At 73.6% G+C, this 14,447-nt stretch carries 14 protein-coding genes; all 14 read right to left on the bottom strand.

Annotated elements, in window-relative coordinates; translation table 11 throughout:
* Nucleotides 1–58 precede the first annotated feature (58 nt).
* The 14 genes from ACK2IS_RS10215 to rpmI all read right to left on the bottom strand — a co-directional run bounded on the left by ACK2IS_RS10215 (nucleotide 59) and on the right by rpmI (nucleotide 14,403).
* Nucleotides 59–673, bottom strand: coding sequence for a DNA-3-methyladenine glycosylase (locus ACK2IS_RS10215; protein ID WP_409483224.1), 615 nt, complete (start codon nucleotides 671–673; stop codon nucleotides 59–61).
* A gap of 7 nt (nucleotides 674–680) precedes the next feature.
* Entirely contained in the window at nucleotides 681–2,111 is a 1,431-nt protein-coding gene (argH, locus tag ACK2IS_RS10220) for an argininosuccinate lyase (RefSeq protein ID WP_409483225.1), read from the bottom strand.
* A gap of 91 nt (nucleotides 2,112–2,202) precedes the next feature.
* Nucleotides 2,203–2,703: an arginine repressor gene (locus ACK2IS_RS10225; protein WP_409483226.1), complete on the bottom strand. Its 501-nt coding sequence runs from the start codon at nucleotides 2,701–2,703 to the stop codon at nucleotides 2,203–2,205.
* Nucleotides 2,700–3,905 carry an acetylornithine transaminase gene (locus ACK2IS_RS10230; RefSeq protein ID WP_409483227.1) on the bottom strand — a complete coding sequence of 402 codons (1,206 nt, stop codon included), beginning with the start codon at nucleotides 3,903–3,905 and terminating at the stop codon, nucleotides 2,700–2,702. The genes ACK2IS_RS10225 and ACK2IS_RS10230 overlap by 4 nt, the downstream gene beginning before the upstream one ends.
* The gene (argB, locus tag ACK2IS_RS10235) at nucleotides 3,902–4,849 is read right to left on the bottom strand and encodes an acetylglutamate kinase (RefSeq protein WP_409483228.1); all 948 of its coding nucleotides are present in this window, start codon (nucleotides 4,847–4,849) and stop codon (nucleotides 3,902–3,904) included. The genes ACK2IS_RS10230 and argB overlap by 4 nt, the downstream gene beginning before the upstream one ends.
* Nucleotides 4,846–5,997: a bifunctional glutamate N-acetyltransferase/amino-acid acetyltransferase ArgJ gene (argJ, locus tag ACK2IS_RS10240; RefSeq protein WP_409483229.1), complete on the bottom strand. Its 1,152-nt coding sequence runs from the start codon at nucleotides 5,995–5,997 to the stop codon at nucleotides 4,846–4,848. Before argJ ends, argB begins: the two co-directional genes overlap by 4 nt.
* Nucleotides 5,994–7,043: an N-acetyl-gamma-glutamyl-phosphate reductase gene (argC, locus tag ACK2IS_RS10245; RefSeq protein ID WP_409483230.1), complete on the bottom strand. Its 1,050-nt coding sequence runs from the start codon at nucleotides 7,041–7,043 to the stop codon at nucleotides 5,994–5,996. The genes argJ and argC overlap by 4 nt, the downstream gene beginning before the upstream one ends.
* Before the next feature lie 53 nt (nucleotides 7,044–7,096).
* Nucleotides 7,097–7,933: an SDR family NAD(P)-dependent oxidoreductase gene (locus ACK2IS_RS10250; protein WP_409483231.1), complete on the bottom strand. Its 837-nt coding sequence runs from the start codon at nucleotides 7,931–7,933 to the stop codon at nucleotides 7,097–7,099.
* Complete coding sequence (gene pheT / locus ACK2IS_RS10255; protein ID WP_409483232.1) at nucleotides 7,930–10,491, bottom strand: phenylalanine--tRNA ligase subunit beta; 2,562 nt, start codon at nucleotides 10,489–10,491, stop codon at nucleotides 7,930–7,932. The genes ACK2IS_RS10250 and pheT overlap by 4 nt, the downstream gene beginning before the upstream one ends.
* Nucleotides 10,491–11,585, bottom strand: coding sequence for a phenylalanine--tRNA ligase subunit alpha (gene pheS / locus ACK2IS_RS10260; RefSeq protein WP_409483233.1), 1,095 nt, complete (start codon nucleotides 11,583–11,585; stop codon nucleotides 10,491–10,493). The genes pheT and pheS overlap by 1 nt, the downstream gene beginning before the upstream one ends.
* 126 nt (nucleotides 11,586–11,711) lie before the next feature.
* A complete protein-coding gene (locus ACK2IS_RS10265; RefSeq protein ID WP_409483234.1) occupies nucleotides 11,712–12,818 on the bottom strand; it encodes an ATP-binding protein in 1,107 nt (368 codons plus the stop codon).
* Between the two features lie 55 nt (nucleotides 12,819–12,873).
* Nucleotides 12,874–13,680 carry a TrmH family RNA methyltransferase gene (locus ACK2IS_RS10270; RefSeq protein ID WP_409485663.1) on the bottom strand — a complete coding sequence of 269 codons (807 nt, stop codon included), beginning with the start codon at nucleotides 13,678–13,680 and terminating at the stop codon, nucleotides 12,874–12,876.
* 111 nt (nucleotides 13,681–13,791) lie between these two features.
* Nucleotides 13,792–14,166: a 50S ribosomal protein L20 gene (gene rplT, locus ACK2IS_RS10275; protein WP_409483235.1), complete on the bottom strand. Its 375-nt coding sequence runs from the start codon at nucleotides 14,164–14,166 to the stop codon at nucleotides 13,792–13,794.
* A gap of 42 nt (nucleotides 14,167–14,208) precedes the next feature.
* Nucleotides 14,209–14,403, bottom strand: a complete 195-nt coding sequence (gene rpmI, locus ACK2IS_RS10280) for a 50S ribosomal protein L35 (RefSeq protein ID WP_019287233.1) — start codon at nucleotides 14,401–14,403, stop codon at nucleotides 14,209–14,211.
* Between the last annotated feature and the right edge of the window lie 44 nt (nucleotides 14,404–14,447).

The raw sequence follows: 14,447 nt of genomic DNA on the forward strand, positions 1-14,447 counted from the left end.
AGAGTAGGTGCCGACGAGCCGTCGACGCGCGGTCACCCACGTGCCACGCGTCGCGACGTCACCCGGTCCGCGAGCCGCGCCGCCGCGGCGTCGCGGGGCGATAGGTCGACACGGAGGGCTCGTCCGCGAGCCAGAAGCGCCAGGGATAGGTCTCGCCGTCCCCGCCAGGGCCGGACACACCCACCCGCGGCCCGGTGCGAATCTCCCCCACCGGGGCCGCTCCTCGCTCCAGGGTGACCTCTCCCCCGGCGACCAGGTCCAGGCCGCCATGCCCGAGGTCCAGCCCGACGGCCCGGGTCAGCCGGCCCGGGCCGCGAGCCCAGTCCCGGGGCCTCGTGCCGGGGCCTCGCCGCACGCGCACGACCTCGTGCCCGCTGACCACCTCACCCGCACGCAGCAGCACTGCAGAGGCCTCGCCCGTCGGACCGGTGACGACGTTGACCGCGTGGTGCATGCCGTACGACAGGTAGACGTAGAGGTGACCGGCCTGCCCGAACATCACCTCGGTGCGGGGCGTCGGTCCCCGGAAGGCGTGCGACCCCGGGTCCTGGGGTCCGGCATACGCCTCGACCTCGGTGAGGCGCAGGGCGACCGGACCGTGCCGCAGCACGCAGCCGAGCAGCTCCGGGGCCACCTCCAGCACCGGGCGGGCGTAGAACGCGCGGTCGGGCACGACCGGCTCAGTCCCGCACGGGCAGTGTGGAGCCGGCGAACTCCCGCAGCCCGCGGGCACGCTCACGGACGAGCTCACGCTGCTCGGTCACCCGGGCGGGAGCCGTACCGCCCTTGGCGTCGCGGGAGGCGAGCGAGCCGGCGACGGAGAGCACCGACCGCACCCCCGGCGTCAGGTGCTCGCTGAGGCCCGCGAGGTCGGCATCGGTGAGGTCCCACAGCTCGCAGCCACGCTCCTCGCAGACCCGCACGCAGGCCCCGGCCACCTCGTGCGCCACCCGGAACGGCACGCCCTCGCGGACCAGCCACTCGGCGACGTCGGTGGCGAGCGAGAAGCCTTGCGGGGCGAGAGACTCCAGCCGGTCCTCGTGGAACACCAGGGTCGCCACCAGGCCGCTGAACGCGGGCAGGAGCAGCTCCAGGGTGTCCACCGCGTCGAAGACCGGCTCCTTGTCCTCCTGCAGGTCGCGGTTGTAGGCGAGCGGAAGGCCCTTGAGGGTGGTGAGCAGGCCGGCGAGGTCACCCACCAGACGACCGGCCTTGCCGCGGGCGAGCTCGGCGACGTCGGGGTTCTTCTTCTGCGGCATGATGCTCGACCCGGTCGAGTAGGCGTCGTCGAGGGTGACGAAGCCGAACTCCTTGGTCGCCCACAGCACGATCTCCTCGGCGAGCCGGGACACGTCCACCGCGGTCATCGCGCAGACGAACGCGAGCTCGGCAACGACGTCCCGGGAGGCGGTGCCGTCGATCGAGTTGTCCACGGCGGCGACGAAACCCAGGTCGGCGGCCACCGCCTCGGGATCCAGACCCAGCGAGGACCCGGCCAGCGCCCCCGACCCGTAGGGGGACACCGCGGCGCGGACGTCCCAGTCGACGAGCCGCTCCACGTCACGCAGCAGCGCCCAGGCGTGGGCGAGCAGGTGGTGGGCGAGCAGGACCGGCTGCGCGTGCTGCAGGTGGGTGCGCCCGGGCATCGCCGTCGTGGGATGCGAGTCAGCCTGGGCGACGAGGGCATCCACGACGTCGAGGACGAGTCCGGCGATGGTGCGGACGTGGTCGCGCAGGTACATGCGCACGAGCGTGGCGACCTGGTCGTTGCGGGAGCGACCGGCACGCAGCCGCCCACCCACGTCGGCGCCGGCCCGCTCGATCAGCCCGCGCTCGAGCGCCGTGTGCACGTCCTCGTCCGCCGGCGCGGGCACGAAGGCCCCGGACGCCACGTCGGCACCGAGCTCCCGCAGCGCCCCGAGCATCGTCTCCAGGTCGGCGTCGCGGAGCAGACCGGCGCGGTGCAGCACCCGCGCATGCGCCCGCGAACCGGCCAGGTCGTACGGTGCCAGCCGCCAGTCGAAGTGCGTGGACGCGGACAGGGCGGACAGCGCGTCGGCGGGGCCGCCGGCGAAGCGGCCGCCCCACAGGCTGGTGCGCTCGGAGCTCATGACGATCCTCAGGGGGGTAGGGCCTGCCCGGGCCTGCCGGGCGTCGGTGAGAAGAGGCTCGGACCGGTCGTCGCCGTCCGGTCGGGACGGCTCAGTCCTCGTGGACGCCGGCGAGCCGCAGGAGCTTGGCCGCCACGGCCTGCCCGCCGTCGGGCTCGGCAGTGATCACCAGGATGGTGTCGTCACCGGCGATGGTGCCCACGATGTCGCCCTCCCGAGCCATGTCGATGGCGCTGGCGAGGAAGTTGGCCGCACCCGGCGGGGTCCGCACGATGACCAGGTTGGCGGAGGGGCGGGCCGAGACCAGGAGCTCCTCGCAGACCTTGCGCAGGCGACCGGACACCTCGGCGTCGTCGGGCGCGATGCGTGGCGTCTGGTCGCCGCCCAGCCCCGGCAGGGCGTAGACGAGGGTGCGGCCCTGACGGACCTTGACGGCGCCGAGGTCCACCAGGTCGCGGGACAGCGTGGCCTGGGTGATCTCGACCCCCTCGGTGGAGAGCAGCTCGAGCAGCTCGTTCTGCGACCGGACGGTGGTCCGGGCGAGGATGTCGGCGATCAGCTGGTGCCGGGCGCCGCGGGTCTGGGCGATCATCGGGGTCCTCCCTGAGAGGCGGTGGTCTGGTCGAGGAGCGGGGGCAGCGCGAGGACGAGCTCGTCGGCCTGGTCGGTGGTCAGGATGAGCGGGGGCGCGAGACGCAAGGCATCCGGCCGCACGGGGTTGACGATAACGCCTGCTTGCTGGAGCCCCGCCGTGACCTCGGCCGACCGCTCGTCCGCCAGGGCCACGGCCCGGAGCAGCCCGACCCCGCGTACCTCGGCGACACCCGGGTGGCCGAGCCCGAGCAGGGCGCGCTCGAGGTGCTGGCCGGTCGCGGTGGCCCGGGCCAGGAGGTCCTCGCCCGCGACGGTGTCGAGGACCGCCAGGGCAGCGGCGCAGGCCAGCGGGTTGCCGCCGAAGGTCGTGCCGTGCTGGCCCGCCTCGAGCAGGCCCGAGACCGCGTCGCCATACGTCAGGACCGCCCCGATCGGCACGCCGGCCGCGAGCCCCTTGGCCAGGGTCATCACGTCCGGTTGCACCCCGTGCGCCTGGTGGGCGAACCACGCGCCGGTGCGACCGATGCCAGTCTGAATCTCATCCATGATCATCAAAGATCCTCTGGCAGAACATATCTCACGGACCGAGCGCAGATAGCCGGGCGGGGCCTCGAAGACCCCGGCCTCGCCCTGGACCGGCTCGACGACGACGGCCGCCACCGTGTCGTCGACCGCCGTCCGCAACGCCACCTCGTCCCCGAAGGGCACGAAGGTGACGTCGACCGCGGCCGGTGCGAAGGGCTCACGATAGGCGGGGCGGTGGGTGAGTGCGAGCGCCCCGAGGGTCCGGCCGTGGAAGGCGCCCTCCATGGCGACGACGCGGCGACGACCGGTCCGCAGGGCCACCTTCAGGGCCGCCTCCACCGCCTCGGTCCCGCTGTTGCACAGGAAGACCCGCGAGCCCGCCGGAGCCTGCGCCAGGGTCAGCAGCCGCTCCCCCAGCCGCACCTGGTCGGGGGTGACGAAGAAGTTCGAGACGTGCACCAGCTCACGCGCCGCACGCTCGATCGCCGCCACCAGCGCCGGGTGCCCGTGGCCCAGGCTGTTGACCGCGATGCCGGCGAGCAGGTCGAGGTAACGCCGCCCATCCGCGTCCCACACGTGGCAGCCTGCCCCCCGCACGAGCGTGAGCCGGGGCCGTCCGAAGACGCCGAGCAGCACCTCCTGGGACCGGTCGAGAGTGGCCTGCGAGGTGGTCATGCCGTCCCCTCCGGCCGGGCCGCCGTGATCATCGTGCCGACGCCCTCGCTGGTGAAGACCTCGAGGAGCAGGCAGTGCGCCACCCGGCCGTCGATCAGGTGCGCCTGGGGCACCCCACCGCGGACCGCCGCCACGCACGCCTCCAGCTTGGGGATCATCCCGGCCTCGACCCTGCGGGCCAGCTCGGCGGCCTGGTCCACGTCCAGGCGGGTGACGAGCGAGTCCGGGTCCGGGTGGTCGAGGTAGACCCCCTCGACGTCGGTGAGCACGACGAGCTTGGTGGCCCCGAGCGCGACCGCCAGCGCGGCGGCAGCGGTGTCGGCGTTGACGTTGAGCACCTGACCGTCGTCGTCCAGGTCCCGGGCCACCGTGGAGACGACGGGGATCCGGCCGGCGTCCAGGATGTCCGCCACCGCGGCCGGGCTCACCGCCACCACCTCGCCCACCAGGCCGAGGTCGACCTCCGTGCCGTCCACGACGGTCCCGCGCCGGCGGGCACCCAGCAGGTGGGCGTCCTCACCCGACAGGCCGACCGCGAGGGGACCGTGCTGGTTGAGCAGGCCTACGAGCTCGCGACCGACCTGACCGGTGAGCACCATGCGCACCACCTCCATGACCTCCGGCGGCGTGACCCGCAGGCCGCCGCGGAACTCACTCGACATCCCCATCCGGGCGAGCATCGCCGCGATCTGGGGGCCACCCCCGTGCACCACCACCGGCCGAAGCCCGGCGTAGCGCAGGAAGGCGACGTCCTGGGCGAAGGCCGCCTTGAGCTCGTGGTCGAGCATGGCGTTGCCGCCGTACTTGACGACGACGAGGGCGCCCTGGAACCGCTCCATCCACGGCAGGGCCTCGGTGAGCACCCGGGCCTTGGCCAGGAGCTCGGGGTGGGAGCGCAGGAGCCGGGGCGTCGCCGTCCGGCGGGGGCCGGGGTGCGCGGTCATGTCCTGCAGGCCGAGTTCTCGTGGACGTAGTCGTGGGTCAGGTCGTTGGTCCAGACGGTGGCTGCGTCGGTGCCGGCGTGCAGGTCGACCAGGAGGTGCACCTCCCGGGCCGTCAGGTCCACCAGCTCGCGCGGGTCGCCCGGCGCGGTGGCACGGCATACCTGGATCCCGTTGACGGACACATCGATCCGCTGCGGGTCGAAGGTCGCCCCCGTGGTGCCGACCGCGGCCACCACCCGCCCCCAGTTGGGGTCCTGGCCGAAGATCGCGCACTTGAGCAGCGCGTTGCGAGCGACGGCCCGGGCCACCTCGAGCGCGTCGTCCTCGTCGGCGGCCCCGACGACCTCCACGGCGATGTCGTGATGGGCGCCCTCGGCGTCGGCCACGAGCTGGCGGGCCAGGTCCAGGCACAGGTCCGTCAGCCGCTCGGTCAGCTCCTCCTCCGAGGGTCGTATGCCGCTCGCTCCGCTCGACATCAGCAGCACCATGTCGTTGGTGGAGCGGCAGCCGTCGGAGTCGACCCGGTCGAAGGACCGCGCCGTCGCCCGCTGCAGCGCCCGGTCGAGGACGTCGGGCTCGGCGACCGCATCGGTGGTCAGCACCACGAGCATCGTCGCGAGGGAGGGCGCGAGCATCCCCGCGCCCTTGGCCATCCCGCCGAGCACCCAGCCCGTCCCCGCCCGCACCGCCCGCTTGGGCCGGGTGTCCGTCGTCATGATCGCGACGGCCGCGTCCTCGCCACCCGCCCGGTCGAGCCGCGCAGCGGCCTCGACCACGCCCGCGCCCAGCCGGTCCATGGGCAGGCGCTCGCCGATGAGGCCCGTGGACGCCACGACGACGTCCCCGGCGCTGATGCCCAGCAGCTGCGCGACCTGCTCGGCGGTGCGATGGGTGTCGAGGAAGCCCTCGGGGCCCGTGCACGCGTTGGCCCCGCCGGAGTTGAGCACCACGGCGTCGACGCGGCCGTCCCGGACGACCTGACGGCTCCAGGTGACCGGCGCCGCCTCGACCCGGTTGGTGGTGAAGACCGCGGCACCGTGGTGGTCCGGGCCGTCGCCGACGACCAGGGCGACGTCGGGTCGCCCGCTCGCCTTGAGGCCCGCGGCGACCCCGCAGGCCCGGAACCCTCGTGCTGCCGTCACGCTCACGGCGCCACCCCCGTCCGCGGCAGACCCAGGGTCTCGTCCAGCCCCAGGGCCAGGTTGAGGCACTGCACGGCCGCGCCGGCGGTGCCCTTGGTGAGGTTGTCGACGGCGGCGACCGCCACCACGCGGCCGACCCGCTCGTCCACGGTCACCTGGACGTGGACGAGGTTGCTGCCCAGCACGTCGGCGGTGCGCGGCCAGCGGCCCTCGCGGAGCAGGTGCACGAAGGGCTCGTCGGCGTAGGTCCGCTCCCAGGCCTCCCGCACCGTGCTCGCCGTCACGCCGGGGCGCAGGCGTGCGGTGGCGGTGGCGGTGGCGAGGATCCCCCGGGCCATGGGTGCGAGGGTGGGCGTGAAGGAGACCGCGACCGGCTCCCCCGCGGCCAGGGCGAGGTTCTGCTCGATCTCGGGAGCATGCCGGTGCACCCCTCCCACGGAGTACGGCGACATCGAGCCCATCACCTCGGCCCCGAGCAGGTGCGCCTCGAGCCCCTTGCCCGCACCGCTGGTGCCGCTCGCCGCCACGACCACCACGTCGGCCGGCTCCAGCAGGCCCGCCGAGAAGCCTGGCGCCAGAGCAAGACTCGTGGCGGTGGGATAGCAGCCCGGCACCGCGACCCGGGACGCTCCCCGCAACGCGTCACGTCCTCGCCCGCCCGTGGCGAGGGGCAGCTCGGGTAGGCCGTAGGGCCAGGTCCCGGCGTGCGTCGAGTCATAGAACTCCTGCCAGGCGCGAGGGTCGACGAGGCGGAAGTCGGCCCCGCAGTCGACGACGACCGTGTCCGTGGGCAGGGCCGCGACCAGCTCGGCGGAGGCGCCGTGCGGGAGGGCCAGGAGGACGACGTCGTGATCGGCGAGGAGCTCGGGGCGGGTGGGCTCCAGGATGCGGTCGGCCAGGGGGCTCAGGTGCGGGTGGACGTCCCCGACCCGAGCACCGGCCTGCGAGCCGGCACACAGGGTGCCGACCTCGAGCCGGGGGTGGGCGAGCAGGAGCCGGAGGAGCTCGCCTCCGGCATACCCGCTCGCTCCTGCCACGGCCACCGACGTCATTGCATGATGATACTACTGCTTGATTCGTTATGCGAGTGTCGATGCGTGGCGGCTCAGCCGGCGACCGGGTCCCCCTCGCCGTAGCCGATCAGGCCGATCGTCCGGGCCCGATCGTCCAGACCACGGGCCGCCCGCTCCGCCAGGGTCTGCGGGGTGTCGGCACCCGCCCGGACCATCCGCCCGGACCAGGCGTCGAGCTCGCCGGACGCCAGCGCGAGAGCCAGCTCCACGACGTGCCGCGGGTCGGTCCATTCCTCGCGCCCCTCGTGCTGGGGCATCGCCGCGGTCATGTCCGTGCGCACCACGCCGGGGGCGAGGTCGAAGGCCCGGACACCGTGCTCCGCGCCCGCCAGGTGGATCGCCCCGGTGATCCGCGCCAGGGCGGTCTTGGAGGCGTGATAGGCGCTCTGCACGTCGTCGGCACGGGTGCCGGACCCGCTGTTGATGTCGATGACCCGGCCACCACCGCCCGCGATCATCACCGGAACCACTGCTCGGGCCATCAGGAAGGGGCCGAGGACATTGGTCTGCTGCACCGCCCACCACTCGTCCACGTCGGCCTCCCAGAGCAGCCGGGGCGGCTCGATGACGCCGGCGTTGTTGACGAGCACGTCGATGCGCCCGTGCCGCTCCACGACCTCGGCGAGCAGCACCTCGACCTGGTCCCGGTGGACCACGTCCAACGGGGACCCGGTGGCATCCAGGCCCTCGGACGACAGCTCATCCGCCACCCGGCGGGCACCGATCCCGTCGCGGGAGGTCAGCTCGACGGCATAGCCGGCCTGGGCGAAGCCCCGGGCCAGATGGGCACCGATCCCGCGGGAGGCCCCGGTCACCAGGGCGACCGGCCGGGCGCCCGGCGCGCCCGCGGGACGGGTCGGGACGGTCACCGCTGCACCGCACCGGTCGCCGTGCGGGCCGCCTCGATGGCCCGGTCGCGCAGCTCGCTCACCTCGGCGGTGGTCAGGGTGCGGTCGGCCGCGCGGACGCTGAGCCGGAAGGCCAGAGACTTGCGCCCCTCACCCAGCTGCTCGCTGCGGAAGACGTCGAACAGCGTCACGGACTCCAGGTCGGCCCCCGCCCCGGTGCGCAGGGCCCGCTCCACCTCGGCGGCGGGCACCGCCTCGGCCACGACCAGGGCGACGTCGGAGTGCGCGACCGGATAGGTCGACAGCTTGTGGGCCTCGGCGATCGTGCCCGCCGCGGCTCGGGTGAGGACGGACAGGTCGAGCTCGGCCGCGCAGGTGCGCTCGGGCAGCTCGAGGGCCGCGACGACCTTCGGGTGCAGCTCGCCGGCGTGCCCGACGACCGAGCCGTCCGCCAGCGTCAGCCGGGCGCAGCGACCGGGGTGCCAGGGGGCGACCTGCGCCTGCTCCACCCGCAGCGGCACCCCCAGGGCGTGCCCCAGCTCGCGGGCCAGTGCGATGGCGTCGCCGGCAGCCACCGGGCGGGCCTGCTCGCCGGGACCGGCCGGCTCGGCGTCCCCGCACAGAGCCAGGCCCACGTGCCAGGGCTGCTCAGGAACCGCCTGATGGATGGCGTCCAGCACCTCCGGCGCCGGTCGGGCGCCGAGGCCAGGCACCGGGGCGCGGGTGGGCTCGGCCGCCGCGCGGGTCACCAGGCCCAACTCGTAGACCCCGACGTCGCGGCGGCCGCGGGAGACGTTGCGGCGCAGGACGTCCAGCAGGGTGTCCAGGACGCCGGTCCGCATCAGCGGCTGCTCGTCGTTGATCGGGTTGGCCAGCCGGACGGTCCGTCGTCGCTCGTCGGCCACGTCGTAGCGCAGCGCGTCGAACCGGGCCTCGGCCACGAAGGGACTGCTCAGCACCTCGACCAGGCCCTGCTGAGCCAGGGTCTGGGCGGCGAGGCGGCGGGCGCGCTGCTCGGGGCCGAGCCCACGGCCGCCGGGGGCCTGCGGGAGCACCGAGGGTATGGCGTCGAAGCCACGCACCCGGGCGACCTCCTCGACCAGGTCCGGGCCGTTGCGCAGGTCCGGTCGCCAGCTGGGCGGCATCACCCGGAGGGTGTCGCCCTCGAGCTGCTCGACCTCGCACCCGATCTCACCGAGCACCCGGACGACCTCGTCGGCCGGGAAGTCCAGGCCCACCAGCCGGGACGGCAGGGTGGCGTCGACGGTGAAGGGCTCGGGCGCGGCCACCAGCCCGACGTCCGTGACGCCCGCGTCCACCGTGCCGCCGCCGAGCTCGACGAGCAGCTGCACCGCCAGCTCGGCGGCTGCCGCAGTCAGCTCCGGGTCGACCCCGCGCTCGAAGCGCTTGGCCGCCTCGCTGGGGATCTTGTGCCGGCGCGCCGACCGGGCCACCGTCACCGGGTCGAAGTGCGCCGCCTCGACCAGGACGTCGGTGGTCCGCTCGTCGACCTCACAGTCCTCGCCGCCCATGACCCCGGCGATGACCAGCGGCCGCGTGCCGCCGTCGGTGATCAGCAGGTCCTCGGCGTCGAGCACGCGGTCCACCCCGTCGAGCGTGGTCAGCCGCTCCCCCGGTCGGGCCCGACGCACCTCGATCGACCCGGACAGCTTGCCGAGGTCGAAGGCGTGCAGCGGCTGCCCCAGGAGCAGCATGACGTAGTTGGTGACGTCGACGGTCAGCGAGATCGGCCGCATGCCGAGCTGGGCGAGCCGGGTCGCCATCCACGACGGGGTGCGCGCCGTGACGTCGATGCCCCGCACCACCCGCGCGACGTAGCGGTCGCAGCCCGGCCGCCCGTCCAGCGGCGCCTCGTCCGCGAGCCGCACGGGGTAGCCCGCGCCGTCAGCCCCGGGGGCCGCCGCCGCGGGCGCCGCCGCCGGATCGACATACGGCACACCAAGACTCAGGGCGAGGTCCCGCGCCACCCCCCGCATGCTGAAGGCATAGCCGCGGTCGGGGGTGACGTTGACCTCGACGACCTCGTCGCCGAGCCCGAGCAGCTCGATCGCATCGGCCCCGGGGACGCAGCGGGCCAGGCGCTCCGGGTCGTCCGCGAGGTGCTCGCGCAGCAGGATGATCCCGCTGTGGTCCTCACCGAGCCCGAGCTCGTCGACCGCGCACATCATCCCGTTCGAGACGTGGCCGTAGGTCTTGCGCGCGGAGATGGTGAAGCCGCCCGGCAGCGTCGCTCCCGGCAGCACCACGACGACCAGGTCGCCGACGGCGAAGTTGTGGGCACCACAGACGATCTCCTGAGGCTTGCCCTCGGTGATGCGCTGGCCGTGCTCGCCGACGTCCACCGAGCACCAACGGATCACCTTGCCGTTGCGCTGCGGCTCCTCGGTGAAGTCGAGGACCTGACCGACCACGAGCGGCCCGGTGATGTCACCACCGTGCAGCCCCTCCTCCTCCAGGCCGACCTTGACCAGGGCGGCCGCGATCTCGGCACCCGTCATGGACGGGGGGACGGCCTGCTCCCCCACGAGCTCCCGCAGCCACGAAACCGGTGCGCGCATCAGATCTCCATCCCGAACTGCTCGCTGAAGCGGACGTCACCCTCGACGATGTCGAACATGTCCGGCACGCCGTGGCGCAGCATGATCGCCCGCTCGATGCCCATGCCGAACGCGAAGCCGGTCCAGCGGTCGGGGTCGATCCCCGCCGCGGCCAGCACGTTGCGGTTGACCATGCCGCAGCCGCCCCACTCGATCCAGCCGGTGCCGCCGCAGACCCGGCAGGCGTCGTCGCGGCCCAGGCAGATCGGGCACTGGAAGTCCATCTCGGCGCTGGGCTCGGTGAAGGGGAAGAACGCCGGGCGCAGCCGGGTCGTCACCTGCGGCCCGAACAGCTCCGCGGCGAAGCGGTCGAGGGTGCCCTTGAGGTGGGTCATCGTCAGCCCCTCGGCGACCGCCAGGCCCTCGATCTGGTGGAAGACCGGGGTGTGCGTGGCGTCCAGGTCGTCGGTCCGGAAGACCTTGCCGGGGCAGACGACGAACAGCGGCAGCTCACGGGTGAGCAGGGCGCGCATCTGCACCGGCGAGGTGTGGGTGCGCAGCACCAGACCCGCGTCGGCCGGCTCCACGAAGAAGGTGTCCTGCATGGCCCGGGCCGGGTGGTCTGGCCCGAAGTTGAGGGCGTCGAAGTTGAACCACTCGGCCTCGATCTCCGGGCCCTCGGCCACCTCCCAGCCCAGGCCGGTGAAGATCTCCGCGATCCGCTCGATGGTCAGCGAGATCGGGTGGCGGGCGCCGACCCGGCGGCGCGCCGGCACGACGGTGACGTCGACCCGCTCCTCGACCAGCATCCGCTCCTCGTGCTGCTCCTCCAGGAGCTGCTGGCGGGCCTTGAGTGCGGCGCCGACGCGACCGCGGGCCTGACCGACCCGCTTGCCCGCGTCGGCCTTGGCCTGCGGTGGCAGCGCGCCGATCTCACGGTTGGCCAGGGCCAGGGGCGAGCGGTCGCCCGCGTGCGCCAGCCGGACGGCCTTGAGCTCGTCCAGGGAGTGCGCCCCCTCGATCGCGGCCAGGGCATCGGCGACGTTCGCCTCGATCACCGCCGGGTCGAGGGCAGACACCTCGACCGGGTCGTACTGGGTGTTGGGTCCGGACATCGCTCCCACTCACGTCGGGTCGTCACGGCGCGCACACCTCGCGCCGGCATCGCGAGCCATCCTAGTGCGGGCGTATGCCGACCCCCGCCGCTCGCCCGCGGACGGGCGATCCGACCCGCAGGTCGCTCACGCGACGTGCTCGGGCACCCCCGCGGGCAGCGTGAACCGGAACTGGGCACCGCCGCAGTCGGCCCGGCCGACCGTGATGCGGCCGCCGTGGGCCTCGACGAGCCCGCGGACGACGTACAGTCCCAGGCCGGTGCCGCCACGCCGGGTGGAGTGCCAGAAGCGCGTGAACACCATCGCGTAGTTCTCCTCCGCGATGCCCTCGCCCTCGTCGGAGACCGAGGCGACCAGGTGCTCGCCCGCGGGGTCGGCCTCCAGGTCGACGAAGACGGTGCCCGCACCGTGGCGCAGGGCGTTCTCCACGAGGTTGGCGAGGACCTGCTCGATGCGGTCCGGGTCGGCCCAGACCTCGGGGAGCTCGCCGCGCACCTGCAGCCGGAAGCGGTCCGGGGTGTGGCCGGAGGCGACCAGGCCCTCGAAGTGACGCTCGACCAGCCGCGGGAGGTCGACCGGCTGGCGGTGGATCTCGAGCCGGCCGCTGTCGATGCGGGAGACGTCCAGGAGCTCGGTGACCAGACGGGTGACGCGGTCCGTGTCCGCCTCGATGGTCTCCAGCATGAGCCGCTTCTGGTCGTCGGTGAAACGATCCCAGCGCCGCAGCAGCGTCGAGGTGAACCCCTTGATGCCCGTCAGCGGAGACCGGAGCTCGTGCGCGACGGTGGAGATCAGAGCGGAGGTCTTCTGCTCGGCCCGGCGCCGGGAGGTGCCGTCACGCAGGCAGATCACCAGCTCCCGCACGGGCCCGCGAGGCCCCTCCCGTCCGATCGTGGCCGTGAGGAACACCTCGTGGCCACCGGGGAGGACCAGGTGCGCCTCGGTCAGGCGGACCCGGGTCGGCAGCCCGCCCAGAGGGTCTGCGCACGCCCACCAGGAGCGTCCTTCCAGGTCCTGCAGGCGCATGACCTGGCGGGCGTCCTGACCGGGGAGCGACCCGACCGGCGCGCCGAGGATCTGCGCCGCGCGACGGTTGGCCCAGGTGATCCGTCCTCCGGCGCCCACCACGACCACGCCGTCCGGGAGGAGATCGAGGTCCGGCCGGGGCGCGGGGTCCTGCGCCATGATCGCGGCCGGGGGCAGGGTGCGCTCTCCGGTCGTCTCCGTCGTCATGGCAGAACCATAGACGGCGGAGTGGACATCGCGTCTGATGAAGGACATTCCGCGCTCACGAGGTGTGGATCCGCCGGGCCGAGGCGTAGAGGCACACCGTGGCCGCCATCGCGAGGTTCAACGACTCCGCGTGACCGTGGATGGGCACCCGCACGACGTCGTCGCACCGCTGCCGGGTCTCCTCGGGCATCCCCCAGGCCTCGTTGCCCATCACCCAGGCGTGCGGCCCGGCGAGCCGGTCCTCCACGACGGGGTCGGTGAGCGAGAGGTCGCCGTGCCCGTCGGCGGCGACCAGTCGGATGCCGGCCGCGCGGAGCCGGTCCAGGATCTCGACGACCGGCAGCCCGGTCACGACCGGCAGGTGGAACAGCGACCCGACGGTGGAGCGGACCACCTTGGGGTTGTAGACGTCCACGCTGGCCTCGCTGACCACGACCGCGTCGGCCCCGACGGCGTCCGCCCCCCGCAGCACGGTCCCGGCGTTGCCCGGGTCCCGGACGTGGGTCAGCACGCACACCAGACGGGGTCGGGCCGCCAGGACCGTCTCCAGGTCGACGTCCAGCTGCCGGCAGACGGCGAGCATGCCCTGCGGGGCCTGGGTGTCCCCCATGGCCGCCAGCACCTCCTCGCTCACCTCGCGGACCACCAGCCCGGCGTCGCGGGCAGCGGTGACGACCGGCTCGTGCCGCTCGTGGGAGGAGGCGGTGACGTAGATCTCTCGCACCAGGTCCGGGCGGAAGGCGACGGCCTCGCGCACCGCCTGGGGGCCCTCGGCCAGGAAGGCCTGCTCGCGCTCCCGGACCGAACGACGGGTGAGGGCGTGCACCGCGCGCACCCGGTCGGCGCGCGGGTTGGTCAACAGGGGGCCGCGGGCATGCGCCGGGGGGCGACCAGCAGTCTGGTCGCCCCCCGAGGGCTGGTGCTCGCGGGAGCCGAGATGCGGCATACGGAGCGTCGTGTCCGGTCGGACGGGTCAGGCGGCGGTGGTCGCCGCCGGGACGTTGGCCCGGGCGATCTCGACCAGCGCGGCGAACGCCGGCGCGTCGTTGACGGCGAGCTCGGCGAGCATGCGGCGGTCGACCTCGACACCCGCGGCCTTGAGGCCCTGGATGAAACGGTTGTAGGTCATACCGTTGGCGCGGGCCGCGGCGTTGATGCGCTGGATCCACAGCCGACGGAAGTCACCCTTGCGGGCGCGACGGTCGCGGTAGGCGTAGACGAGCGAGTGGGTGACCTGCTCCTTGGCCTTGCGGTACAGGCGGGACCGCTGACCGCGGTAGCCGCTGGCGCGCTCCAGGACGACCCGGCGCTTCTTGTGGGCATTGACTGCCCGCTTCACGCGTGCCACGTGATTACTCCTTCAGGGAAAGCTGCAGAAACGGAAAGGGGCTCACTTGCCCAGGAGGCGCTTGATCTTCTTCTCGTCGGCCTTGGCCACGACGACGTCAGGCACCAGGCGGCGCGTCTGACGCTTGGCGCGCTCCTCGAACTTGTGCACGTGGTGCGCACGCTCGCGCATGACCTTGCCGGAGCCGGTCAGGCGGAACCGCTTCTTGGCACCGGAGTGCGTCTTGTTCTTCGGCATGGTGCCGATCTCCTCTTGCTCGTTGACGGGCTCTACAAAGCTGG

The organism is Arsenicicoccus dermatophilus (assembly GCF_046267915.1).
Classification (GTDB): Bacteria; Actinomycetota; Actinomycetes; order Actinomycetales; family Dermatophilaceae; genus Arsenicicoccus; species Arsenicicoccus dermatophilus_A.